The 26,900-nt window shown below is 74.0% G+C and carries 4 protein-coding genes; all 4 read left to right on the top strand.

Annotation, left to right across the window (positions count from 1 at the left end):
- Positions 1 to 268 precede the first annotated feature (268 nt).
- Genes ABFO07_RS31445 through ABFO07_RS31430 form a run of 4 tightly spaced genes read left to right on the top strand, consistent with a single transcriptional unit; the run spans position 269 to position 26,855 of the window.
- Positions 269 to 7,219 carry an amino acid adenylation domain-containing protein gene (locus tag ABFO07_RS31445; RefSeq protein WP_347469878.1) on the top strand — a complete coding sequence of 2,317 codons (6,951 nt, stop codon included), beginning with the start codon at positions 269 to 271 and terminating at the stop codon, positions 7,217 to 7,219.
- A gap of 1 nt (position 7,220) precedes the next feature.
- Entirely contained in the window at positions 7,221 to 14,969 is a 7,749-nt protein-coding gene (locus ABFO07_RS31440) for an amino acid adenylation domain-containing protein (protein ID WP_347469877.1), read from the top strand.
- Positions 14,966 to 26,095: an amino acid adenylation domain-containing protein gene (locus tag ABFO07_RS31435; RefSeq protein ID WP_347469876.1), complete on the top strand. Its 11,130-nt coding sequence runs from the start codon at positions 14,966 to 14,968 to the stop codon at positions 26,093 to 26,095. Before ABFO07_RS31440 ends, ABFO07_RS31435 begins: the two co-directional genes overlap by 4 nt.
- A complete protein-coding gene (locus tag ABFO07_RS31430) occupies positions 26,085 to 26,855 on the top strand; it encodes an SDR family NAD(P)-dependent oxidoreductase (protein ID WP_059911412.1) in 771 nt (256 codons plus the stop codon). Before ABFO07_RS31435 ends, ABFO07_RS31430 begins: the two co-directional genes overlap by 11 nt.
- Positions 26,856 to 26,900 lie beyond the last annotated feature (45 nt).

Genomic DNA, 26,900 nt, shown 5'->3' with positions numbered 1-26,900 from the left:
CGGGTTGAGCGCGACGGCGCGGGACGGCGCGTGCGTCGCGTCGCGCCCGGCACCCGCGCGGCGGGCGCGTGGGCAGGCCTGCCGGATTAGATCACCGGCGCCGGACGACGTCTGTCATGGGAATGCATGACGGCGCGCGCATTGTCCGGCGTTCCGGGGACAGACGTTCGACCGGCGCGGTGCTCTAATCGCCGTCACTCGCGCATTGCCGCATCGGCCGCCCGCATTCATGGCGCGCATGCACGTCAGCGCGGGAGGCGGTTTCCCGATGCCGCGCATCTCGCGGCAAGCGCACAACGTATCGGTATCCGAAGAACCTTCGCAAGCGAATCCATCTACGTCGGGCTGTCAGATGAAATACCCCTTCCGGGCGGCACAGCGCAATATCCACGCGGCGCAAAACTTCCATGAAGACCACCGGCTCGCGCAGATCGGCGCGGCGGCGAACATCGTCGGCACGCTCGAGCCCGACCTGTTCTGGCGCGCGGCGGACTTCGTCGCGGCGCACAGTCCCGCGCTGCGCTCGGCGCTGCATGACGGCGCCGACGGCCTGTTCCAGGTCGTGCACGACGTTGCGGGCTTCGCGCACGAGACACTCGACCTGCGTTCGCACGCCGATCCGAAGGCGGCCGCGCAGCGCTTCATCGACGACGATTTCGCGAACCGCCGTTTCGCCGCCGACGGACACGACGTCGCGAACCGGATGATATTGCTCAGGACAGGCGACGCGGAGCACATCGCATATGCAGCCTTCCATCACGCGCTGTTCGACGGCTGGGGCACGTCGCTGTTCTACGCGCGCCTGTGCGACGCGTACAACCGGCTGCGTGCGGGCGGCGAACCGGTGGCGTGGGACGAGACGAGCGTCGACGCGGCGCTGGCGGACGAGCGCGCGTATCTGTCGTCCGACCGGTGCGACGCGTCGCGCCGATACTGGGCCGAGCGGCTCGCGTCGTACGACAGCGAATACTTCCCGCGCGCGACGTCGCTGTCGAACCGGCGCACGGTGCTCGAACTGGGCGAGGCCGACACCGCCGCGGTGCGCGCATGGTGCGACACGCACCGCGTGAGCGCATTCCACTTTTTCACGGCTGTGTTGCACGCGACGCTGTTTCGCGTGGTCGGCGCGCGCGATCTCGCGATCGGCCTGCCGATCCTCAACCGGCGCACCGCGGCCGACAAGCAGACGATCGGGCTCTTTCTGGGCTTTTGCGTGCTGCGCGCGTCGGCGGCACCTGCCGACACGTTCGCGGCACTCGCCGCGCGGATCGGCGCGCAACTGAAGGCCGATTTCCGGCATCAGCGCTATCCGCTCGACGCGGTGTCGGGCGACCAGGGCCGCCTGCCGTTCGAAGTGAGCCTGTCGTACGAACGGCACGACTACGATGCGACGTTCGACGGCACGTCCACGACGGTGACGCCGCTGCGCACGCCCGCGCAGAGCTACCCGCTGCGCGTGTACGTCCGCGATTTCAGCGCGCAGCGGCCGATCTACATCGACTTCGACACGAACGATTCGTGCTTCGGCGCGCTCGCGCCGCAAGCATTCGTGGAGACGTTTCACGCCGTGATGCGCGACGCGCTCGACGATGCGGATGCGCGCCTCGTTTCGGCGAGGTCGGCGGCCGGCGATGCGGGGGCGGCGATGCACGCGCCGGCCGATGTGCCGGCGTTGCGGCACGCGAATCTCTGCGATGCATTCGAGGAGATCGCCGGGCGCTATCCGGATGCGGTCGCCGTTTCCGGTGATGCCGGTTCGCTCACCTATGCACAGCTCGACGCGCGCGCCAATGCGCTCGCCTGGACGTTGCGCGAACTCGGCGCGGCCCCCGAGCAGCGCATCGGCCTCGCCTGCGCGCGCGACATCCCGTTCGCGGTCGGCATGCTCGCCATCCTCAAGACCGGCGCAGCCTATGTGCCGCTCGATTCCGCCTATCCGGACGAACGGCTGCGCTTTCTCATCGACGACAGCGCGATGATCGCCATCGTCGGCACCGCTGCCGAACTGGAACGCCTGCCTTGCCCTGATCTGCCGCGCTGCGCGATCGATCTCGACGGCCGCGGCGACCTCGACGACCGCGCCCCGCCGCGCGCCATCTGCGCCGCCCAGGCCGCCTACGTGATCTACACGTCCGGCTCCACCGGCACCCCCAAGGGCTGCGTCGTCACCCATGCGAACGTGCTGCGCCTGTTCGACGTCACCCGCGAATCGTTCGCCCTTTCCAGCCATGACGTCTGGAGCGTGTTTCATTCCACCGCCTTCGACTTCTCCGTCTGGGAGCTTTGGGGTGCGCTGCTGCACGGCGCGCAGGCCGTCTTCGTGCCCTTCGAGACCAGCCGCGATCCGCTCGCGTTCGCCGGTTTCCTGCGCGAGCATCGCGTGTCCGTCCTCAGCCAGACCCCTTCCGCGTTCCGCCTGCTCGATCGCCAGCCCGGCACCCTGCCCGCGCTGCGCCTCGTCGTGTTCGGCGGCGAGGCGCTCGCCCCCGCCAGCCTGCGCGGCTGGTTCGATCGCTACGGCGACGCGCGGCCCCGTCTCGTCAACATGTACGGCATCACCGAGACCACCGTGCACGTCACCGCGCGCACGCTGCGCAGTGCCGACGCCGATGCCCCGCTCAGCCCGATCGGCGAACCGCTCGCCGATCTCTCGCTGCAGTTGCTCGATCGTCATGGCGAGCCCGTGCTCGATGGCGTCCCCGGCGAGATTCACGTCGGCGGCGCGGGCGTCGCGCGCGGCTACCTGAACCGGCCCGGCCTGACCGCCGCGCGCTTCGTTCCCGATCCGCACGGCGCGCCCGGCGCGAGGCGCTATCGCGCCGGCGATCTCGCGCAACGCCAGGCCGACGGCGAAATCCACTATCTCGGCCGCGCCGACCAGCAGATCAAGATTCGGGGCTTCCGTATCGAGCCCGGCGAGATCGAGGCCGCGCTGCGTGCGCATCCTGCGGTGCGCGATGCGGCTGTGGTCGCCGATGAGGATGCGCAGGGCAATGCACGGCTCGTTGCGTATGTCACGCGGCGGCGCGGGGATGGTCTGGATAACTTCGATGCCGGTGGCAACGGCGGTGTCAGCGGTGTCAGCGGTGTCAGCGATGTCAGCGATGTCAGCGATGTCAGCGATGTCAGCGATGTCAGCGATGTCAGCGATGTCAGCGATGTCAGCGATGTCAGCGATGTCGGCGGTGTCAGCGATGTCAGCGATGTCGGCGATGTCGGCGATGTCGGCGATGTCGGCGGTGTCAGCGATGTCCGCAATGCTGGCGATGTCGCACTCGCCGCCGCCCTTCGCACCCACCTCGCCGCGCGCGTGCCGGCCCACATGATCCCCGCGCACTTCGTCGTGCTCGATGCGCTGCCGCTCACCGTCAACGGCAAGCTCGACCGCCGCGCGCTGCCCAAACCCGAAGCCGTCTCCGCCGACGCCAACGCCGACCGCGAGCCGCCCGCCACGCCCACCGAGCGCCTGCTCGCCGATATCTGGGCGCGCGTCCTCGGCCGCGCGCCCGCCCGCCACGACAGCTTCTTCGCGCTCGGCGGCGACAGCCTCAATTCGCTGGAAGTCGTCACCGCCGCACGCGCGCGCGGCGTGTACGTGTCGCCCCGCCAGTTGCGCGAATGCCCGACGCTCGCCGCGCTCGCCGAAACCGTCGATCGCGATCCGCAGCAGCCGGTGTCGGCTTCCACCGCGCCCGCGCCGTTCGCGCTGCTGCCGGACGCCGACCGCGCATTGCTGCCCGACGGGCTCGAGGATGCATTGCCGATGTCCCGCCTGCAGCTTGGCATGCTGTTTCATCGGGAGCGCGACGGCGGCGCGGTATTCCATGACGTGTTCCGCTATCGCCTGCGCGTCGCCGCGTGGGACGAGGCCGCGTGGCGACGCGCGCTCGCGGCCACGACGCGCGCGCACGCGGCGCTGCGCACCGTGTTCGCGCTCGACGGTTTTTCGGCGCCGCTGCAATTGATCCGGCGTGAAGCCGCCCCCGCGCTGCAGGTATTCGATTGCCGTGCGCTAGACGAGGCGGCGCGGCAAACCGAGCTCGACGCATTCGCCGACGCCGAGCAGCAGCGCGACTTCGACGTCGCGAACGGCCCGATGCTGCGGCTGTTCATCCACCGCGTCGCCGACGACACGATCCACGTCACGCTGAGCTTTCATCATGCGATCGTCGATGGCTGGAGCGTCGCGACGCTGATGACGGAGATCATCGGCGGCGCGTGCGGCGGCCCGCTCGCCGCCCCCGAAAGCGACGCGCCGGTGCTTGCGCTGCACGCGGCACACGAGCGCGACGCACGCGCGGACGACGCGCTGCGTCGCGCGTGGCGCGAGCGCGTCGCGCGCTCGCCCGCGACGCCGCTCGCCGGCGGCGACGTCGCGAACGGCGACGGCCACGCACGCGACGCGAGCGGGGCCGCCGGCCAGCGCACGGTCGCGCGCGTCGTCCGACGCGTGCCGCAACCGCTGGCGGCGTCGCTCGTCGCGCACGCCCGCACGCTCGGCATCGAGTTGCGTACGCTGCTGCTTGCCGCGCATCTGCGCGCGCTGTCGCTGCTGACGGGATCGGATCGCCCGGTGACAGGCTACGTCGTCCACAATCGCCCCGATCACGCGCAAAGCGCGCGCGCCGCCGGTCTCTTTCTCAACACCGTGCCGTTCGGCACGCGCCTCGCGCCCGGCTCGTGGGCCGGGCTGGCGCGGCACGTCGCCGCCGTCGAGCGCGAGATCGATGCGCTCAAGCGCCTGCCGCTCGCCGCAATCGCCGACGAGGCCGGCGCCGGCCGCCTGTTCGACGTCGCGTTCAACTACATCCATTTCCGCGTCTATCGCGATGCGCTCGCGTTGCCCGGCGTCACGGTCGTCGACTTCGACGCGCACGAGGAAACCGACTTCCCGCTGCTCGTGCAGTTCACGCGCGATCCGGCCGGCGACGGCATCGACGTGTCGTTGCACTACGATGTCGCGCAGTTCCGCACGTCGCACATCGAGCGGCATCTCGCGGTGCTCGACGCGGCGCTGCGCGACATGGCGTCCGACATCGACGCGCCGTGGCTCGCGATGCCGGTTTCCGGCTTGCGCGACGTGCCGGCGGCAACGCGTGCACCGGCCGATGTGCCGGCGTTGCGGCACGCGAATCTCTGCGATGCATTCGAGGAGATCGCCGGGCGCTATCCGGATGCGGTCGCCGTTTCCGGTGATGCTGGTTCGCTCACCTATGCGCAGCTCGACGCGCGCGCCAACGCGCTCGCCTGGACGTTGCGCGAACTCGGCGCGGCCCCCGAGCAGCGCATCGGCCTCGCCTGCGCGCGCGACATCCCGTTCGCGGTCGGCATGCTCGCCATCCTCAAGACCGGCGCAGCCTATGTGCCGCTCGATTCCGCCTATCCGGACGAACGGCTGCGCTTTCTCATCGACGACAGCGCGATGATCGCCATCGTCGGCACCGCCGCCGAACTCGAACGCCTGCCTTGCCCGGCGCTGCCGCGCTGCGCGATCGAGCTCGACGGCCACGACGATCACGACGATCACGACCACCGCGACGACCGCGCCCGCCCTGCCCCGCCGCGCGCCATCTGCGCCGCCCAGGCCGCCTACGTGATCTACACGTCCGGCTCCACCGGCACCCCCAAGGGCTGCGTCGTCACCCATGCGAACGTGCTGCGCCTGTTCGACGTCACCCGCGAATCGTTCGCCCTCTCCAGCCATGACGTCTGGAGCGTGTTCCATTCCACCGCCTTCGACTTCTCCGTCTGGGAGCTTTGGGGCGCGCTGCTGCACGGCGCGCAGGCCGTCTTCGTCCCCTTCGAGACCAGCCGCGATCCGCTCGCGTTCGCCGGTTTCCTGCGCGAGCATCGCGTGTCCGTCCTCAGCCAGACCCCTTCCGCGTTCCGCCTGCTCGATCGCCAGCCCGGCACCCTGCCCGCGCTGCGCCTCGTCGTGTTCGGCGGCGAGGCGCTCGCCCCCGCCAGCCTGCGCGGCTGGTTCGATCGCTACGGCGACGCGCGGCCCCGTCTCGTCAACATGTACGGCATCACCGAGACCACCGTGCACGTCACCGCGCGCACGCTGCGCAGCGCCGACGCCGATGCCCCGCTCAGCCCGATCGGCGAACCGCTCGCCGATCTCTCGCTGCAGTTGCTCGATCGTCATGGCGAGCCCGTGCTCGATGGCGTCCCCGGCGAGATTCACGTCGGCGGCGCGGGCGTCGCGCGCGGCTACCTGAATCGGCCCGGCCTGACCGCCGCGCGCTTCGTTCCCGATCCGCACGGCGCGCCGGGCGCGCGGCGCTATCGCGCCGGCGATCTCGCGCAACGCCAGGCCGACGGCGAAATCCACTATCTCGGCCGCGCCGACCAGCAGATCAAGATTCGGGGCTTCCGTATCGAGCCCGGCGAGATCGAGGCCGCGCTGCGTGCGCATCCTGCGGTGCGTGATGCGGCTGTGGTTGCCGATGACGATGCGCAGGGCAATGCGCGGCTCGTTGCGTATGTCACGCGGCGGCGCGGGGATGGTCTGGATAACTTCGATGCCGGCGGCAACGGCGGTGTTGGCGGTGTTGGCGGTGTTGGCGGTGTTGACGGTGTTGGCGGTGTTGGCGGTGTTGGCGGTGTCAGCGGTGTCAGCGGTGTCAGCGATGTCAGCGATGTCAGCGATGTCAACGATGTCAGCGATGTCAGCGATGTCAGCGATGCCGGCGATGTCGCACTCGCCGCCGCCCTCCGCACCCACCTCGCCGCGCGCGTGCCGGCCCACATGATCCCCGCGCACTTCGTCGTGCTCGATGCGCTGCCGCTCACCGTCAACGGCAAGCTCGACCGCCGCGCGCTGCCCAAACCCGAAGCCGTCTCCGCCGACGCCAACGCCGACCGCGAGCCGCCCGCCACGCCCACCGAGCGCCTGCTCGCCGATATCTGGGCGCGCGTCCTCGGCCGCACGCCCGCCCGCCACGACAGCTTCTTCGCGCTCGGCGGCGACAGCATCGCATCGCTCAAGGCGCTGAACGCGGCGCGTCAGGCGACCGGCCTCGACCTGCCGCTGCAGGGCATGTTCACGCAGCCGACGCTGCACGCGCTCGCCGCGTGGATCGATGCGCTCGCGGCCGACGCGCGCGAAACGGGCGCGCCGACGCCGTCGCCCGTGCGCCGCGCACCGCGCGTGCGCGCGCGGGTTTCCGCCGGGCCGGACGGCTCGCACCACACGACTCTCGACAAGATCCTCTGAGATGACGCACACGAACCGCGCTCCGCTCGACACGCACGACGTCTTCGTCTTCCCGCAATCGCGCGCGCAACGGCGCCTGTGGATGCTGGCCGAACTCGACCCGGATTCGACCGCCTACGCAATCCCGCTCGCGCTGCGCATCGTCGGCGCGCTCGACGCCGACGCCCTCGCGCGCAGCCTCGACGCGCTCGTGCGCCGGCACGAAATCCTGCGCACGAGCTACGGCGCGGTGGACGGCCAGCCGATGCAGTTCGTCCACGAGTCTGCCGCCTTCGAACTGGCGCGCGAGCCGCTCGCACGCGACGCGCTGCCCGCGCGGCTCGCGGCCGAGGCAGCCACGCCGTTCGACCTGCGCCGCCCGCAGATGCTGCGCGCGGCGCTCTTCGAACTGGCGCCGGACGAGCATGTGCTGTCGCTCGTGATCCATCACATCGCATGCGACGGCTGGTCGCTCGACCGGATCGTCGGCGAGCTCGACGCGCAATACGCGTACGAAACCGGCGCCGCGGCCGACGCGCCCGACGAACCGGCGCTCCAGTACGGCGACTATGCAACATGGGAGATCGAGGCCGGCGACGCGTTGACGGCCGACGTCGGCTTCTGGGCGGAACGGCTCGCGCCGCTCGCGCCGTTCCCGTTTCCGCGTGCGGCCGACGCCGCGCCGCCGCGCGAGCCCGCCGCGCCGCCCCGCCGCGACACGCCGGGACGCACGACGCAGCGCGCGCTTGCCGCAGCCCTGGCCGGGCGCGTCGAGCAATGCGCGCGCGACGCGGACACGACGCCGTTCGTCGTGCTGCTCGCCGCCTTCGCGGCATTGCTGCATCGCGCGAGCGGCGCGACGCGGCTCGCGGTCGGCACGCCGGTCGCGAACCGGCTGCGTCCCGAATTCGAGCCGATGATCGGCTTTTTCGCGAACACCCTCGTGCTCGACATCGACGTGTCGGGCGAGCCCGATTTCGCGACCCTGGTCGCGCGCTGCCGCGGCGTCGTGCTCGAGGCATTCGCGCATGCGAACGCGCCGTTCGACGAAGTCGCGCGGCGGCATGCACGCGATGCGGTCGACACGCCGCTCTTCCACGCGTTGTTCGCGTTGCAGAGCGCGCCGCTGCGCATGCCGCGGCTCGGCACGCTGTCGATCGACGTCGTGCCCGTGTATCCGGCCGCCGCGAAATTCGACCTGACGCTGATGCTCGAGCCGCGCGCGGACGCGTTGCATGCCGCGCTCGAACATCGCTGCGACGTGCTCGATGCGCAGACTGCCGATACCTGGCTGGCGAGTTTCGCCGACCTGGTCGACGCCGTGCTGCGCGCACCGCACGAGCCGATCGCACGGCTGCCGCTGCCTGAACTCGCGCCGCCGCCGCCGGCCGTGCCGTCGCCCGCCGGGCCAGTCGTATCGGCAGCAACGCTTGCCGGCGACGACGGCAGCCGCAGCGGCAACCCCGACGCCGACGCCGATGCCGCCCCCCGCCGCACCCCGCCCGCCACCCCCACCGAGCGCGCGCTCGCCGACGTCTGGGCCCGTATTCTCGGCCGCGAACCGGGCCGCGACGACAGCTTCTTCTCGCTCGGCGGCGACAGCCTGAGCGCGCTGCGCGCGATCGTCGAAGCGCGCGGCAAGGGCCTGCACCTGACGCCCGCCCAGATGCTCGGCGGCGTCAGCCTGCGCGCGCTCGCCGACGCGCTCGATCACGAACCGCTCACGCATGCGCCGCTTGTCGCAACCCGCGACGCGGCAGGCGAGCCGTGCGCCGACGACGCGCTGCCGCCGACGCCGATCATCGCGTGGTTCGCGCAGCTCGGGCTCGCCGCCCCGAATCATTGGGCACAGACGATCGTCGTCGAAACGGCGCACGCGATCGCGCCCGAGCCGCTGCGCGATGCGTTGCGGCAACTCGCCGCGCAGCACCCGGCGCTGCGCCAGCGCGTCACGCTCGACGCGGGCCGCGCCAGCGTCGCGTTCGAGCCGGACGACGGCGGCAACGGCGGCGACGGCGGCGACGGCGGCGACGGCGGCGAACAGCGCACGCCGGAACGCTTCCCGCTCGACGTCTGCACGGTCGCGAGCGATGACGAAGCACGCGACGTGATCGCCTCGCTGGCCGCGCGCCTCGACCTGCGGCACGGCCCGCTCGCACGCGCCGCGCTGATCGGCCGGGACGGCGCGCCGCCGCTGGTCGCGCTCGCCGTCCACCACGTCGCCGTCGACGCGCTCTCGTGGTCGGTGCTGCTGCACCAGCTCGCCGCGTCGCTCGGCGGCGATGCACCGCCGCCCGCCCCGGCCGCGTCGCTCGCGCACTGGCATCGCGCCGCGAGCGCCGCCGCGCTGGCGGCCGACCCCGCACCGTGGCTCGCGCTCGCCGCGCGCGGCTTCGCGGCGCTGCCGACCCGCTCGGACGCGGTCGCCCCAGGGTCCGAGGCGGACACGCGCGTCGACACATGGCGCCTGTCGCCCGCGCAGACCACGCGCCTGCTGGACAGCGGCCCGGCCGGCGGCCGCTCGCGCACGCAGGCGATCCTGATCGCGTCGCTGTGCGCGGCGCTCGCGCCCGCGCTCGACAGCGAGCGCGTCGCGCTCACGCTCGAACATCACGGCCGCGACGGCGAACACGGCGTGGACGTGTCGGCGCTCGTCGGCTGGTTCACCGCGCTCAGCCCGATCGTGCTCGACGACTGCCTGCGCGACGCGCCGCTCGACCTGCTCGCGCGCGCCGCCCACGCGCTCGCCGCGCTCGCGCCGCGCCGCCACGAATACGGCCTCGCGCGCTGGCTCGGCGCGTCGCAGGACGCCCGGCAACGGCTCGACGCCGCGGGGCTGCCGGAGATCAGCTTCAACTTCCTCGGCGTGATCGGCCGCCCGGCGAACGGCACGTTCGCGCTGCGCCCGGACCTGATCGCCGGCGAGCGCGACGGCGCGAACCGCCGCAGCTTCACGCTCGATGTCGTCGCCAGCGTGATCGACGGCGAGCTGCGGATGGACTGGCGCTATTCGCCGAAGGTGCTCGATCCGCAGCACATGCGCGACGCGGCGCAGCGCTGGATCGCGCGGCTCGACGCGCTGCTCGACGCGATCGCCGCCGCGCCGCGGCTGGCGGCCGACCATCCGCTCGCGCGCCTCGCGCAGCACGAGATGGACGAACTCGCCCCGGCGATCGCCGACGCGGCGATCGTCGCCAGCCTCACGCCGCTGCAGGAAGGCATGCTGTTCGAGGCGAGCGCGCACCACGCGTCGACCGCGTTTCACGAGCAGATCACGGCGGCGGTCGACGGCCCGCTCGACCTGCCGCGTTTCGCGGCCGCGTGGCAGACGATGCTCGAGCGGCACGACGCGCTGCGCGCGGGCTTCGTCGCGCGCGCGGGCGGGCGGCCGATCCAGTTCGTCGGCGCGCAGGCGGCGCTGCCCGTCACGCGGCTCGACTGGTCCGATGCAAGCACGCCCGCCGAACAGGACGCGCGGCTCGCGCAATGGCTGCGCGACGACGCCGCACAACCGTTCGACCTGTCGCACCCGCCGCTGATGCGGCTCGCGATCGCCATGCTCGGCCCGCAGCGCCATCGCTGGCTGTGGAGCTTCCATCACATCCTGCTCGACGGGTGGTCGATTCCGGTGTTCTTTCGCGAGCTGATCGCAATCTACGCGGGGCGCGACGCAGCATTGCCGGCGCCGCGCCGGTTCGCCGATCATCTCGCGTGGCTCGCGCTGCGCGCACCGGGCACCGCACACGAGGCATGGCGCGCCCGGCTCGCGGGGCTGGCGCCCGCGCGTCTCGCCGCGCCCGCGCGAGGCCCGGCTCGCCACGCGCGCCGCGACGTCGCGCTCACGCGCGCGGCGAGCGGCGCGATCGAGCAGCTCGCACGGGGCGCGGGCGTCACGCCCGGCACCGTGTTCAACGCCGCGTGGGCGCTGTTGCTCGCGCGCAGCGGCGTCGGCGCGGACGTCGCGTTCGGCGTTACGCTGTCGGGCCGCTCGAGCGGCGCGCCGGGCGCCGACGCGATGATCGGCCTGTTCATCAACACGCTGCCGCTGCGCGTGACGCTCGCGCCGGCGCAGACCGTCCGCGGCCTGCTCGCCCGCGTGCAGCAGGCGCTCGCCGAACTGCACGCGAGCGAGCACGAGCGCCTGTCCGACATCCTGCGCGCGGCCGGCGCGGATACCAACGACCTGTTCGACACGCTCGTCGTGTTCGAGAACTATCCGGTCGAAGGCAATTTCGCCGCGCCCGGCGGGCTCGTGTTCGCGCGGCCCGATTATCACGAGCACACGAACTACCCGGTGACGCTCGCGATCATCCCCGGCGAGTGCTTCGAACTGCGGCTCGAATACGACGCGAACCGCTATCCGGACGCGCAGGCGGCTGCGCTCGTCGAGCGACTCGCGCGGCTCGTCGAACGGTTCGCCGCGACGCCCGGCGCGACGCTGGCCGAAATCGGCGACGAACCGACCGCACGGCACGCAGACGGCGCACGCGACGTGCCCGCCTTGCCCGCCCCGCATGACGGATACGACGACGCGCCGCCGCTCGCGCACGCGCTGTTCGAGCGCGCGGCGGCGCGCCGGCCCGACGCCCCCGCGCTGATCACGCCAACCGACACGTTGACCTACGCCGCGCTCGCGCGCCGCGCCGGCGCGATCGCCGCGCGGTTGCGACGGCTCGGCGCCGGACCGGGAACGGTCGTCGGGATGATGCTGCCGCGCGGCGTGAACGCGATCGCGTCGCTGCTCGGCATCCTGAAGGCGGGCGCCGCCTATCTGCCGCTCGATCCGCACTATCCGGCCGCGCGCCTGGGCTACATGCTGCGCGACGCCGGCGCGCGCGTCGTGATCGGCGCGGCCGAATCCGGAGCGACGGCGCTCGACCTGGACGGCATCGTCACGCTGCATATCGCCGACCTGCTCGAATCCGGCGAAGAATCCCGCGACGAATCCGACGAATCCGGCGACAACGCAGCACCGCTCCCCGCGCCGCCTTCGTCGAGCCTCGCCTACGTGATCTACACGTCCGGCTCGACCGGCGAGCCGAAAGGCGTCGGCGTCACGCACGCGGGCATCGCGAACATGTGCCGCGCGATGCACGCCGGCTTCGCGGTCGACGCGCAGAGCCGCATCTTCCTGTTCCCGCCGCTCACGTTCGACGCGTCGGTCGCGGAAATCTTCACGGCGCTGTCGAGCGGTGCCGCGCTCGTGCTGCCGCCCGAAGGCGCGAAGCAAAGCGACACGTCGAGCGCGCTGATCGACGCCGCGCGCGCGGGCCGTGTCACGCACGTGACGCTGCCGCCGTCGCTGCTCGCGGCGCTCGACGATGCCGACCTCGCCGGCGTCAGGACCATCGTCGCCGCGGGCGAAGCCGCGCCCGCCGGCCTGCTCGCGCGCTGGGCGCGCGGCCGGCGCGTCGTCAACGCATACGGCCCGAGCGAAGCCACCGTGTGCGCGAGCCTGCACGTGTGCGACGCGCACGAGCCGCTGCCGCCGATCGGCGCGGGCCTCGAAGGCGTGCGCACCGTCGTGCTCGACGAATGGCTCGGCGTGGCGCCGGTCGGCGTCGCGGGCGAGATCTGCGTGGGCGGCCCCGCGCTCGCACGCGGCTATCTCGGCCGCCCCGGCCTCACCGCCGCGAGCTTCATACCGGACCCGGCAGCGGCCGAGCCGGGCGCACGCCTGTATCGCACCGGCGACCGCGGCATGCTGCTCGCCGACGGCACGATCCGCTATCTCGGCCGCGCCGGCGGCCATGTGAAGCTGCGCGGCTACCGGATCGATCCGGACGGCATCGCCGGCGTGCTGCTGCGCGACGCGTCCGTGCGCGAGGCGCTCGTCGACGTGACCGAATACGGCCGCCGCCCGGAACTGACCGCGTTCGTGATTCCGCGCGACGCCACGCTCGACGTCGACGCGCTGCGCGCTCACGCGGCGCGCGCGCTCGCGCCGCACGAGGTGCCCGCGCGCTTCGTGGTCGTGCCGGACTGGCCGCTCACGTCGTCGGGCAAGATCGATCGCGCGACGCTGCGCGACGCGCACGCGCCTGCCCCGCGCACGGATGCGGCAGTGGACGCCGTGGCCGACGCGCCGCGCGACGACGTCGAGCGCTGGGTGCGCGACGCGTTCCGCCAGGTGCTCGGCGTGCCCGACGCGCGCATCGACGACGACTACTTCGCGCTCGGCGGCGACTCGATCCTCGCGTTGCAGGTCGCCGCGACGATGCTGCGGCACGGGATCAAGATCGGCGCGGGCGAGGTGCTCGAACTGCGCACGCCGCGCGCCATCGCCGACGTCTGCCGGACGCGCGCTGCGGCCGACGCGCGCGCGCTTGCGCCCGAGCCGGAGCCGGAGCCGGAAGCGGCCGACGTGCCGCTCGCGCCGATCCAGCGCTGGTTCCTCGAACGCGGCGGCGACACGCCGCGGCGCTTCACGCTCGACGTGCGGCTCGCCTTCGCGGCGCCGCCCAATCCCGATGCGCTCGCCCGCGCGCTCGCGGCGCTCGCGCTGCGTCACGACGCGCTGCGGCTGCGCGTCGCGCACCGCGAGGACGGCTGGCGGCAACACTACGCGGCGCGCGACGGCGCGGCGCTGCTGCCGCTCGCGATCGCGCCCGCCCCGCTCGCCGACGACGCGGCGCTGGACGCCTACGCGGCCACGCTGCAAGCCGGGCTCGATCCGGTGCGCGGCCCCGCCGCGCGGGCCGGCTACGTGCCGCACGGCCCGGCCGGCGCGCCGGAGCTGATCGTCGTCGCCCATCACCTGGTGGTGGACGTCGCATCGTGGCGCATCCTGCTCGCCGATCTCGACGCCTGCTACGGCGCCGCGCGGCGTGGCGAAGCGCCGCCCGCCGCGCCGCGCACGACGAGCTACCGCCGCTGGAACGACATGCTCGCCGCGACGGCGGGCGCGCGCGACACCGAGCGCGGCTTCTGGGAAACGATGCTGGCCGCGACACCCCGCGATGCGGATGACACCCTCGGCGTGCCCGGCCGCGTCGACGCGCTCGACAGCGTGCGGCTCGTGTTCGACGCCGCGCTCACCGGCCAACTGACCGGTGCGCTCAATCGCGTGCACGACACCCGCACGCAGGAATTGCTGCTCGCCGCGCTCGCGCACGCGTGGGGACGCTGGACGAGCGGCGCCGCGCTGCGGCTCGACGTCGAAGGCCACGGCCGGCAGGTGCCGGCGGGCGTCGACGCCGACCTGTCGCAGACGGTCGGCTGGTTCACCTGCGTCTATCCGCTGCGCATCGAATCCGGCGGCGACTGGGATGCGTCGATCGGCCGCGTCAAGACGCTGCTGCGCGCGGTGCCCGACGGCGGCGTCGGCTTCGGCGTGCTGGCCGGGCACGGCGCACTCGTCGATGCGCACCCGCGCGCCGTCAGCTGGAACTATCTCGGCACGGCCGCCGACGGCGACGCCGGCGCGCTGCCCGAACTCGGCGCGCGCGTCGCGGGCGGCCTGCCCGACGGCCGCGCACCGGGCGACCCGGTGCTGCATCCGCTCGCGATCGACGCGGCGATCGCGGCCGGCGCGCTGTCGATCCGCTTCGCGTACAGCGGCGCGCGGCGCGACGCCGCCGCGCCGCCCGACATCGGCCGGCTCGCCGCGCTGACGGACGACGCGATCCGCTCCCTGTGCCACCACCTCGTCGCGCGACTCGACGCGCTGCCCGCGGCGCCGCAACCGTCCGCTCCACCGCTTCCGGGCGGCGAGCAACTGCGGCCCGCCGAACTCGACGCCCTGCTTCTCGACCTTACGGATACCGAATGAGCCAAGCGCAGATCCGCCCCGCCGTTTCCGACCCGCGCTCCACGCCTGCCGTGGAGCGCATCATCGGACTGTCGCCGCTGCAACGCGGCATGCTGTTCCATGCGCTCGCGGCCCCCGACAGCCCGGCCTATCTCGAGCAGATCGTCTGCCGGCTCGACGGCGACGTCGACCCGGAACGCTTCCGGGCCGCGCTCGCGGCGCTCGTGCGCCGCCACGAAGCGCTGCGCAGCGCGTTCGTCACGCGCGGGCAGTCGGAGCCGCGGCAAGTCGTGTTCGCCGACGCGACGGTGCCGCTCATCGTCGAGGACTGGCGCGCCCGGCCCGCCGCCGCGCGCGCCGAAGCGCTCGAGCACTTCGCCGCCGAACAGCGCCGGCAGGGCTTCCGGCTGAACCGTCCGCCGCTGATGCGCATCGCGCTGATCCGCGAAGAGGACGCCCGCTGGACGCTCGTGTGGACCCACCATCACGTGATCATCGACGGCTGGTCGCTGCCGCTCGTGCTGAAGGATTTCCTCGCGCTCTATGCGGATGCGGCGCACGCGGCGCCGCCCGCCGCCGCGCGCTTCGCCGACTACGTCGACTGGCTCGGCGCGCAGGATCCCGCGCGCGACGCCGGCGCGTGGCGCGCGCTGCTCGACGGCGCGAGCCTGCCGATGCCGCTCGGCGTCGATCGCCCGGCGCGGCCCGGCGAGGACGGCAAGGACATGCGCGTGCTGCGCGCCGAACTGGGCGCGACGGACGTCGCGCGGCTCGCGGCGGCGGCGCGCGTGACGGTCGGCACCGTGCTGATCGGCGCGTGCGCGCTCGTGCTGAGCCGACTCGCGCGCGCCGACGAAGCCGTGTTCGGGCTCGTGCTGTCGGGCCGCGCCGCGCCCGTCGACGGCATCGAGCAGATGGTCGGGCTGCTCGCGAACACCGTGCCGTTCCGGATCGCCGTGCCGGATGCGGCCGGCATCGTCGAATGGCTCGGCGACGTGCAGCGCGGCCAGCACGGGCTGCAGCGGCTCGCGCACTGCGCGCTGCCCGACGTGCGCGATGCGGCCGGCGTCGCATCGGACCGGCCGCTCTTCGAATGCCTCGTCGCCGTCGACAATTTCCCGCTGCAGGACGCGCTCGGCGCGGCCGACGCCGGCTTCCGGATCTCGGACGTCCGGCAGGAAGAGCACACGCATCTGCCGCTCACGCTGAGCTTCGCGCCCGGCCCGCAGCGGATCGGCGTGAAGCTCGGTTTCGACGCGGCGCGCATCGACGCGCCCGCCGCGCAGGGCGTGCTGGACGCGCTGCTGCATGTCGTGCGGACGTTCGCGGGCGATGCGTCGGCGTCGCTGCGCGAAGTGGGATTGCGGCCGGAGCCGGTCACGCCGGCGCGGCCGGCGCCGCCAGCCGCTGCCGCTCAGCCGGCATCCGACCGGGGCCTCGCGCACCGTTTCCTCGCCGTCGCCGCCGACGCCGGCGAGCGCATCGCCGTCACGCATCCGGGCGGCCACGCGTCCTACGCGCAACTCGCCGCGCAGGCGCGCGCGATCGCCGTGCGGCTGCGCGACGCGGGGCTCGCGCGCGGCGATCGCGTCGCGCTGCTGCTCGAGCGCGACGCATCGGCCGTCGCCGCGATGCTCGGCGTGCTGCTCGCGGGCGGCTGCTACGTGCCGCTCGACAGCACGCATCCGGACGAACGGCTCGCGTACCTCGTCGCCGACAGCGGCGCGCGTCACCTGCTCGCCGTGCGCGCAACCGCGGCGCGCGCGCCGCAGGGCTGCGACGTGCTGCTGCTCGACGACGTCGGCACGTGGCCGGCGCCGGCCGACGCGGCGTTCGCGCCCGTCGGGCGCGGCCAGCCGGCTTACGTGATCTATACGTCGGGCTCGACCGGCCAGCCGAAAGGCGTGCTCGTGAGCCACGACAACGTCGGCCGCCTGTTCGACGCGACCCGCGCCCACTTCGGCTTCGGTCCGGACGACACGTGGAGCTGCACGCACTCGTTCGCCTTCGACTTCTCGGTATGGGAGCTGTGGGGCGCGCTGCTGCACGGCGGACGCGTCGTGATCGCGTCGCGGGAAACCGCGCGCGATCCGCACGCGCTGCTCGCGCTGCTCGGCGCCGAGCGCGTGACGATGCTGAGCCAGACGCCGTCGTCGTTCCGGATGCTCGACGACGCCGACGCGCGGCTGCGGCCCGCGCTCGCGCTGCGCCATGTCGTGTTCGGCGGCGAGGCGCTCCATCCGCGCGATCTCGCCGGCTGGATCGCGCGGCGCGGCGACGCGGCGCCGTGCCTCGACAACATGTACGGCATCACCGAGATCACCGTGCACGCGACGCTGCGCCCGATGCGCGCGCGCGACGTCGAGACCGACGCGTCGCCGATCGGTGAACCGCTCGCGGATCTGACGATCCGCATCGTCGACGCGTGCGGGCACGACGTGCCCGACGGCGCGACCGGCGAGATCCTGATCGGCGGCGCGGGCGTCGCGCTCGGCTACCTGAACCGGCCCGAGCTCACCGCGCAGCGCTTCACGGGCGACGGCGCGGCGCGCGTCTACCATTCGGGCGACCTCGCGCGGCGCGACGCGAACGGCGAGCTGGTGTATGTCGGCCGCGGCGACGACGCGCTCAAGATCCGCGGCCACCGGATCGAGCCGAACGAAGTGCGCGCGGCGCTGCTCGCGCACCCGGGCATCGCCGACGCATTCGTCGCGGCCGAGCCGGGCGGGACGCACGCGCGGGACGCGCGCCTGTGCGCGTGGTTCGTCGCGCAGCCCGGTGCGGCAGTCGACGTCGACGCGCTGCGCCGCCATCTCGACGCGCGGCTGCCCGCGCACGAAGTGCCGTCGTTCCTGATCGCGACGCCCGCGTTCGCGCTGACGCCGAACGGCAAGCTCGACCGGCGCGCGCTGCCCGCGCCGGCGCAGACGGCGAGCAGCCGCGTCGCGCCGCGCAACGCCGACGAGGAAGCGCTCGCGGCCGTCTGGCGCGAAGCGCTCGGCGTCGACGCCGTCGGCGTGCGGGACGACTATTTCGCGCTCGGCGGCGATTCGATCCGCAGCATCCGCGTGGCCGGCCTCGCGCGCGAGCGCGGCTTCGAAATCGACATCGCGGACCTGTTCCGGCATCGGACGATCGAGGCGCTGCTCGCCGCGAAGCCGCGCGCGCGCCAGGACGAGGGCGCGCCGGCGCCGCGCGACGCCGCACCGGGCGCCGCGCAGCCCGCATCGCTGCCCGCCCCGCCGTTCTCGCTGATCAGCGACGACGAGCGCCGCCGCCTGCCGGCGGACGTCGAGGATGCGTACCCGCTCGCGCGCCTGCAGGCGGGCATGCTGCACCACGCCGAATCGGGCGACGAGCGGGACCTGTATTACGACGCGATGTGCTTCCACGTGCGGGCGCGCGTCGACGCCGCCCGCGTGCCCGCCGCGCTCGACGCGCTCGCGGCCGCGCATCCGGCGCTGCGCACGCGCTTCCTGCTCGACGGCGTCGAGCGGCCGCTGCAGCTCGTCCATGCGCATGCGACGCCGCAGGCCGAGATCGAGGACCTGAGCGCGCTCGACCCGCTCGAACGCGAGCGCCGCTTCACGGCGCTGCTCGCGCGGCTGCGCGCCGAGCGCTGCGACCCGCGCCGGCCGCCGCTGCTGCGCTTCGTGCTCCAGGCGCTCGGTCGCGACGAATGGCAGATCGGCATCGCGTTCCATCACGCCATTCTCGACGGCTGGAGCGTCGCGCGGCTGCTCGCCGATTTCGCGACGCTCGTCGGCGGCGGCGAGATCGCCGCGCCGGCCACGCCGTACCGCGAATTCGTGCGGCTCGAGCAGGCCGCGCTCGACAACGCCGACACGCGGCGCTTCTGGGCGGAACGGCTTGCCGGCGCGCCGTCGGCCGCGTTGCCGCGCTGGCCGCGCGCGCCCCGCGATCCGCACACGCCGCGCGCGGGCCGGCACGAGCGCGCGCTGCCCGCCGCCACCGCCGCCGCGCTGCGCGCGCACGCGGAACGCAACGGCCTGCCGCTCAAGTCGCTGCTGCTCGCGATCCACCTGCAGGTGCTGTCGCTCGCGAGCGGCGCGCGCGACGTCGTGACCGGCCTGGTCTCGAACGGCCGCCCGGCCGAAACGGACGGCGCCGCGATGGTCGGCCTGTTCCTCAACACGCTGCCGTTCCGGCTGGACGTCGACGCGCACGACTGGACGAGCCTGGCGCGCGCGGCCGGCGCCGCCGAAGCCGACCTGTTCGCGCATCGCCGCTACCCGATGGCCGCGATCGCGGGCCTGCTCGCGCCGGGCAACGGCGCGGCGCGCTTCGACACGTCGTTCAATTTCGTCGATTTTCATGCGTATGACGCGCTGCGGCGCGACGGCGCGCTGACGGTCGTCGAGGCCCGCAGCCACGAGGCGGTCGAGATTCCGTGCGCGACGACATTCGCCGTCACGCGCGCGAACGACGGCGCGCGCGGCATCACGGTCTCGCTGTCGTACGATCGCGACGCGTTCTCCGACACGCAGATCGCGTGGCTCGCGGATCGCTACGTGCAGGCGGCCGACCATTTCGCGGCGCGGCCGGACGATGCCGGCGCGCGCTTCGCCGCGGCCGACGCCGCCGCGCTGCGTGCGTCGCAGGGCGCGCCGGCCGACCTGCCGGCGGGCGACCTGCTCGCCCGCGTGCGCGCCGTGGCCCGCGCGCATCCGCGGCGCCGCGCGGTGCGCGGTGTCGATGCGCAACTCGATTTCGCGTCGCTCGATGCCGCGTCCGATGCGCTCGCCGCACGCCTCGTCCAGCGCGGCGTCGGCGCGGACACGGTCGTCGCGATCGCGCTCGCGCCGGGCGACGTGCGTGTCGCGGTCGCGCTCGTCGGCGTGCTGAAGGCCGGCGGCGCGTACTGCCTGCTCGACATCGAGCGCCTGCCCGCCGCACGGCTGCAAATGACGCTCGACGAAGCCCGGCCGGCGCTCGTCGTCGCGACCGCGGCGACGGCCGCGCAACTGCCCGCGCCGCACGCCGACGTGCTGCTGCTCGACGACTTCCGCGCGACGGCCGGCGACGCCGCGCCGATCGCGCGCGACGTGCCCGACGATGCGCTCGCCTACCTGATCTTCACGTCGGGCTCGACGGGGCGGCCGAAGCCGATCGCCGTCTCGCGCGGCGCGCTCGCGAACCACATGCGCTGGATGGCGGGCCGCTTCCCGCTCGACGCAGCCGATGTCGTGCTGCAGAAGACGCCGGTCAGCTTCGACGCGTCGGTGTGGGAATTCTGGGCTCCGCTCGCGAGCGGCGCGACGCTCGCGCTCGCGCCCGCCGACGCATCGCGCGACGTGAACGCGCTCGCCGACGCGGTCGAGCAAAGCGGCGCGACCGTCGTGCAGCTCGTGCCGAGCCTGCTCGACGTGATCCTCGACGACTCGGCCGCGCTCGCCCGGATGCGGCGCGTGACGCGCGTGTTCGTCGGCGGCGAGGCGCTGCGCGGTACGACGGCCGAGCGTTTCCGGCAAGCGTGGCGCGCGCGGCTGATCAACCTTTACGGCCCGGCCGAGACGACCATCGATGCGACGAGCTGCGTCGTCGTCGATGGCGACGCCGCGCAGGCGGATGCGGCCATCGCGCCGCCGTCGCTCGGCACGCCGATCGACAACGTCGGCGTGTTCATTCTCGACGAGCGGATGGCGCCCGTGCCGCCCGGCGTCGCCGGCGAAATCTGGATCGGCGGCGCGGGGCTCGCGCGCGGCTATCACGGCCGCCCCGGCGAAACCGCGCGGCGCTTCCGGCCAGACCCGCTGCCGGGCGCGAACGGCCGCCGCCTGTACCGCACCGGCGATCTCGCGCGCCGCCTGCCCGACGGCCGGCTCGACTACCTCGGCCGCCGCGATCACCAGCTGAAGCTGCGCGGCTGGCGGGTCGAACCCGGCGAGATCGAAAGCCTGCTCGCGACGCACCCGGCCGTGCGGCGCTGCGCGGTGCTGCCGCGCGCGATGCCGGACGGCAGCGTGCGCCTCGTCGCGTGGATCGAACGGCACGCGGCCGCCGCCGGCGACGCCGCGCCGCCCGACTACCGGCGCTTCCTGGCCGAGCGGCTGCCCGCGTCGCTCGTGCCGGGCGCGTTCGCCGAAACCGCCGACTGGCCGCTGCTGCCGAACGGCAAGACCGATCGCAACGGCTTTCCGTCCGTCGAACCGGCGCGCGACGCCGCGCCGGCGCGCGCGCCTGCCACGCCCGTCGAACAGATGCTCGCGACGATCTGGCACGAACTGCTGCCCGGCCGCACGGCGATCGGCGTCGACGACGATTTCCTCGCGCTCGGCGGCGATTCGATCGTCAGCCTGCAGGTGAGCGCGCGCGCCCGCCAGCGCGGCTGGCAGATCTCGCCGCGCGACCTGTTCGAGCATCCGACGATCGCCGCGCTCGCGCGCGTCGCGGTGCGGGTCGATGCCGACGCCGGCGCCCGGGGCGCGGCGCTGCCCGGCCCGGTGCCGCTCACGCCCGCGCAGGCGCGCTTCTTCGCGCTGAACCAGCCCGCGCCCGCGCACTGGAACCAGGCGCTGATGCTCGACCTGCCGGGCGAGCTCGACGACGATGCGGTGCGCGACGCGCTCGCCGCCGTCGTCGCCGCGCACGACGTATTTCGCGTGCGCTTCACGGTCGGCGGCGACGGCGTCGCGCAGGAACTGCTCGCCGACACGAGCCCGCCGCAAGCGTGGTTCCGTACGGCGCGCGTGCCGGCGGACCATGCCGCCGACGCACTCGCCTCGCTCGCGCGCGACGTGCAGCGCAGCCTCGAGCTCGGCACGCCGCCGCTGTTGCGCGCGCTCCACGTGCGCGGCTTCGCGGACGGGTCCGCACGGCTGCTGCTGGTGATGCACCACCTGATCGTCGACGGCGTGTCGTGGCGCGTGCTGACGAGCGACCTGCACGACGCGCTGCACGCGCGGCCGGTCGCCGCGCCGCCGTCCGGCTTCGTCGATTGGGCGCGCACGCAGGCGTGCGCCGCGATCGACGACGCCGAGCAGCGCTACTGGCGCGAGGCCGCGCCGCGCGCCGCGCGCGCGGGCCGGCTCGCGCCGGCGGGCGCGGCACGCTACGCGGACCAGCGCACCGTCGAGCACGCGCTCGATGCCGACCTGACGACGCGCCTCCTGCGCGACGGCGCGACACGGCTGCATGCGAGCGCGCAGGAAATCCTGCTCGCCGCGCTCGCGACGGCGCTCGCCGACGCGGCGCACGCGAGCAGCGTCGGCGTGACGATCGAGCACCACGGCCGGGGCGACGGCGCCGACGCGGCGCTCGTGCGCGCGCTCGGCTGGTTCACGACGCTCTACCCGCTCGCCGTCGAGCGGCTCGACGCGCCGTCGCCGCTCGCACGCCTGCGCGCGGCAAAGGACGCGCTGCGCGCGGTGCCCGCGCATGGCCGCGGCTACGGACGGCTGCGCGACGCGGCGCCGGCGGACGATCCGCTCGCGACGAGCGCGCTGCCCGACGTCTGCTTCAACTATCTCGGCCAGATCGACGGCGCGCTGCCCGCCGCGTCGCGCATCCGGCTCGCCGGCGAGGACTGCGGCCCGATCGCCGACGACGACAACGATCGCGGCTTCGCGCTCGACATCGTGTCGTTCGTCGCGAACGGCCGGCTGGTCGTGCGCTGGAACTACGACGCGCGGCGCTTCGACGACACGCAGGCCCGCGCGATGGCTGCCCGCGCGCAGGCCGAGCTGCAGGCGCTGCTGGCGGCCGGCGACGCGCGGCCCGCCGTGGCGCCGAGCGATTTCCCGCTCGCGCGCGTGCCCGCGGACGCGCTGCCGGCGCTGCTCGACGCCGAGCCGCCCGTCGTCGACCTGTGGAGCCTCACGTCGACCCAGCAAGGGATGCTGTTCCACGCGCGCGCCGCCGATGCGTCGGCGGGCATCTATCTCGAACAGATCGTCGCGGCGATCGAAGGCGAATGCGACGCGGCGCGCCTCGAGCGCGCGTGGTCGCACGTCTATGCGCGGCACGACGCGCTGCGCGTGAGCTTCGCGTGGCGCGATCTCGACGATCCGGTGCAGCGCGTGCACGCGCCGCAGCCGCTTGCGCTCGAGATCCGCGAGATCGCCGCGCACGCCGATCCCGAGCAGGCGCTCGCCGCGTTCCTCGCCGAGGATCGCGCGCGCGGCGTCGATCTCGCGCGGCCGCCGCTGATGCGCGTGACGCTGCTGCGCCGCGACGGCGCGCCGTGGCGGCTCGTGTGGACCCATCATCACGCGCTGCTCGACGGCTGGTCGATGGCGATCCTGCTCGGCGAAGTCGCGCACTGCTATGCGGCGGACGCCGCGGGCCGCGCGCCGTCGCTGCCCGCCGCGCCGTCGTATGCCCGCTTCGTCGCCGCGCGGCTGCGCGCGCAGCATGACCTGCGCGACGCCGAAGCATTCTGGCGCGCCACGCTCGGCCCGCGCCACGCGCCGCTCGATCTCGGCTTGACGGCCGTGGCCGGCAGCGCCCCGCACGCAACACAAACGGGCACGGTACGCCGCGTGCTGCCGCCCGAACTGACGGCCGCGTTGAACGCCGTCGCCGCGCGCGAGCGGGTGACGCTCAACACCGTCGTCGAAGGCGCGTATGCATTGCTGCTGTCGCGCGTCGCGCGCAGCCGCGACGTCACGTTCGGCGTCACGTTCTCCGGGCGCGACGCCGAGGTCGCCGACGTCGAGCGGATGGTCGGCGCGCTGATCTCGACGCTGCCCGTGCGCGTCGACTGCCGGCCCGCGCTGCCGGTCGGCACGTTCCTGCGCCAGCTGTTCGCCGCGCAGTCGGAGGTCGGCAGGCACGCGCATTGCAGCCTCGTCGACGTCCAGCGCTGGAGCGGCGCGAGCGCACAGCAGCCGCTGTTCGACAGCGTGTTCGTCTATGAAAACTACCCGGTCGACCGCGACGCGGGCGCGCATGCCGGTGGGCTGCGCATCGGTGCAATCGAGGCGAACGAGGCGTCGAACTATCCGCTGATGCTGTACGTGAAGCCGAACGCGGACGGGCTCGTCATCGACGCGGTGCACGACGCGGCGCGCCTGCCTGCCGCGCGGGCGGGCGCACTCGTCGATGCGCTCGTCGAGCTTGCGGCGGGTATCGCGTACGGGCGCGGCGATGCGATCGGCGCGCTTGCTTCGTGTGCTGCGGATGGCGCGGTGGCGGCTGCTTCCGCAGGGTCGGCGGACGCCGAAGCGGCGATCGCGCCGGTGTCCCTGCCGCACGACGCCGACGCCGACGCCAACACCGACACGCTGATCGACCTGTTCGCCCGCGCCCTCGATGCCGCGCCGGCGAGCGCGATCCACGGCCCGGACCGCACCGTCACGCGCGCCGCGCTGCTTGCCGAAGCGGGCGAGCTCGCCGAACGGCTCGCCGCAGCCGGCGCCGGCCCCGGCACGACGGTCGCCGTCTGCCTGCCGCGCGGCGTCGACTTGCTCGCGGCGCTCGTCGGCACGCTGCTCGCGGGCGCCGCCTATGTGCCGATCGATCCGCTGCTGCCCGCCGAGCGCCGCGCGATGATGCTCGCCGACTCGACACCCGTCGCGATCATCGCGGATCCGGCCGGCAACATCGGCGATGTGGCCGTGCCGGTCGTGGCGCCGTCATGCGCACCCGCCGCCACCGATGGCCTCGCCGCCGCGCGCACCGCGCTCGCCCGCGCCCGCCGCGCGCATCCGGCCGCGCTCGCGTACACGATCTTCACGTCGGGCAGCACGGGCCGCCCGAAGGGCGTCGACGTGCGCCGCGGCGCGCTCGTCAATCTGCTGCGCAGCTTCGCCGCGCGCTTCCCGCTCGGCCCGGACGACGTGCTGACGAGCGTGACGACCGTGTCGTTCGACATCGCGGCGCTCGAGCTCTTCCTGCCGCTCGTGACCCGCGCGCACCTCGCGATCGCGTCCGCCGAGACGGCCGCGAACGGCGTCGCGCTCGCACGCGAGCTCGCCGGGCGCAGGACCACCGTGATGCAGGCGACGCCGCTCACGTGGCGCCTGCTGCTGTCGGCCGACTGGCGTCCGCAGCCGGGCTTTCAAGCGTGGTGCGGCGGCGAAGCGCTGCCCGCCGATCTCGCCGCGGCGCTGCTCGCGCGCGGCGTCGCGCTGCTGAACGTCTACGGGCCGACCGAAACGACGATCTGGTCGGCCGCGCTGCCCGTTGCCGATGCGGCCGCAGCCGCGCGCATCGGCGGCGCGCTCGACGCGACGCGCCTGCGCGTCGTCGATGCCGACGGCCACGAAACGCCGCCCGGCGTGGTCGGCGAGCTGACGATCGCGGGCGCGGGCCTCGCGCAGGGCTATACGCGCGCACCGGGCCGCACCGCGCGCAGCTTCCGCCCCGATCCGTTCGCGGCCGAGCCCGGCGCGCGGCTGTATGCGACGGGCGACCTCGCGGTGCGCAACGGCGACGGCACGCTGACGCTGCTCGGCCGCGCGGACGACCAGGTGAAGATCAACGGCTACCGGATCGAGCTCGGCGACGTCGAAGCGCACCTGCGTGCGCTCGACAACGTCGCCGACGCGGCCGCGACGGTCCGGCGCGGCCTCGACGGCCGCGCGTGGGGGCTCGAGGCGCATCTCGTGCTGCGCGACCCGGCCAGGCCGTTCGACGACGCGCCGCTGCGCGACGCGCTCGCACGCCGCCTGCCCGCGTACATGGTGCCGCAGGTCTTCGCGCTGCACGGCGCGCTGCCGCGCACCGCGAACGGCAAGCTCGACCGCCGCACGCTGGCGACGCCGCCCGCACGGCCGCGCGCGGCCGCCCCCGAGCGCGCGGCCGCGAACGCGCTCGAGGAGATGGTATGCGCGCTGTGGCGCCGCGCGTTCGACAACGCGCCGGTCGCGCCCGACAGCGACTTCTTCGACCTGGGCGGCAATTCGCTGCTGCTCACGCGCATCCACGCGCGGGTGATCCAGGTGTTCGGCGTCGAGCCGCCGCTCGGCGACATGCTCGCGAGCCGCACGCCGGCCGACATGGCCGCGCTGATCCAACGCCACGAAAGCGCGCCCGGCGCGGCATCGAAGGTCGCGGCCGCGTGGCTGCGGCTGCGCGACATGTCGCCGGCCGAACGCGATGCGCTGCGGCAGCAGCATGCGGCGCGCACGGCCGCGCAACCGGCGGCCGACGCCGTCAACGAGGAGATCGACAATGCGAATTGAAGGAACGACCGCGCTCGTGACGGGCGCGGCAAGCGGCATCGGCAAGCGCTTCTGCGAGGCGCTGCTCGCGGCGGGCGCGGCGCGCGTGATCGCGCTCGACCATCACGCACCGGGCCTGCGCGCGCTCGCCGATACGCTCGGCGCGCCCGCGCGGCTGCGCACGATGGCGGTCGACGTGAGCCAGGAACGCGCGGTCGCGGCCGCGATGGCCGCGCTCGTCGACGACGGCCAGGTGCCCGACGTGCTCGTCAACAACGCGGGCGTGCTGCGCGACGGCCGGCTCGCGACGCTCGATGCGCACCGCTACGCGCGCAAGCTGCCCACCGCGCAATGGGGCAGCGTGCTCGGCATCAACCTGACGGGGCCGTTCCTGCTCGCGCGCGAGTTCGTCGCGGCGCGGCTCGAAGCCGACGCGACGCGCGAGGGCCTGATCGTCAACATCTCGTCGGTCAGCAGCGCCGGCAACGCGGGGCAGTCGAACTACGCGGCCGCGAAAGCGGGCCTCGACGCGCTGACCCGCACCTGGGCGCTCGAGCTCGCCGAGCACCGCGTGCGCGTCGCGGGCCTCGCGCCCGGCCTCACCGACACGCCGATGGCGGCCACGCTCGATGCCGCGACCCGCGCGCGGCTGATCGACGAGATGCCGCTCAAGCGGATGGTGTCGACCGACGAAATCTGGCTCGGGCTGCGCTTCATCATCGAATGCGACGCCTACGTCGGCCGCACGCTCGCGATCGACGGCGGCGCCGCGTTCGGATGAGCGTCGCCGCGCCTTTCACTTCGGATTACCGATCTTTCGATTTCA

This window comes from Burkholderia stagnalis (assembly GCF_039848545.1).
GTDB lineage: Bacteria > Pseudomonadota > Gammaproteobacteria > Burkholderiales > Burkholderiaceae > Burkholderia > Burkholderia stagnalis.
This window is presented reverse-complemented; position numbering and strand designations above follow the sequence as displayed.

What these genes read in the sequence shown, in the direction of transcription:
- ABFO07_RS31445 (WP_347469878.1), top strand. Translation starts at nt 269, where the DNA reads ATGCCGCGCATCTCGCGGCAAGCGCACAACGTATCGGTATCCGAAGAA.
- ABFO07_RS31440 (WP_347469877.1), top strand. Translation starts at nt 7,221, where the DNA reads ATGACGCACACGAACCGCGCTCCGCTCGACACGCACGACGTCTTCGTC.
- ABFO07_RS31435 (WP_347469876.1), top strand. Translation starts at nt 14,966, where the DNA reads ATGAGCCAAGCGCAGATCCGCCCCGCCGTTTCCGACCCGCGCTCCACG.
- ABFO07_RS31430 (WP_059911412.1), top strand. Translation starts at nt 26,085, where the DNA reads ATGCGAATTGAAGGAACGACCGCGCTCGTGACGGGCGCGGCAAGCGGC.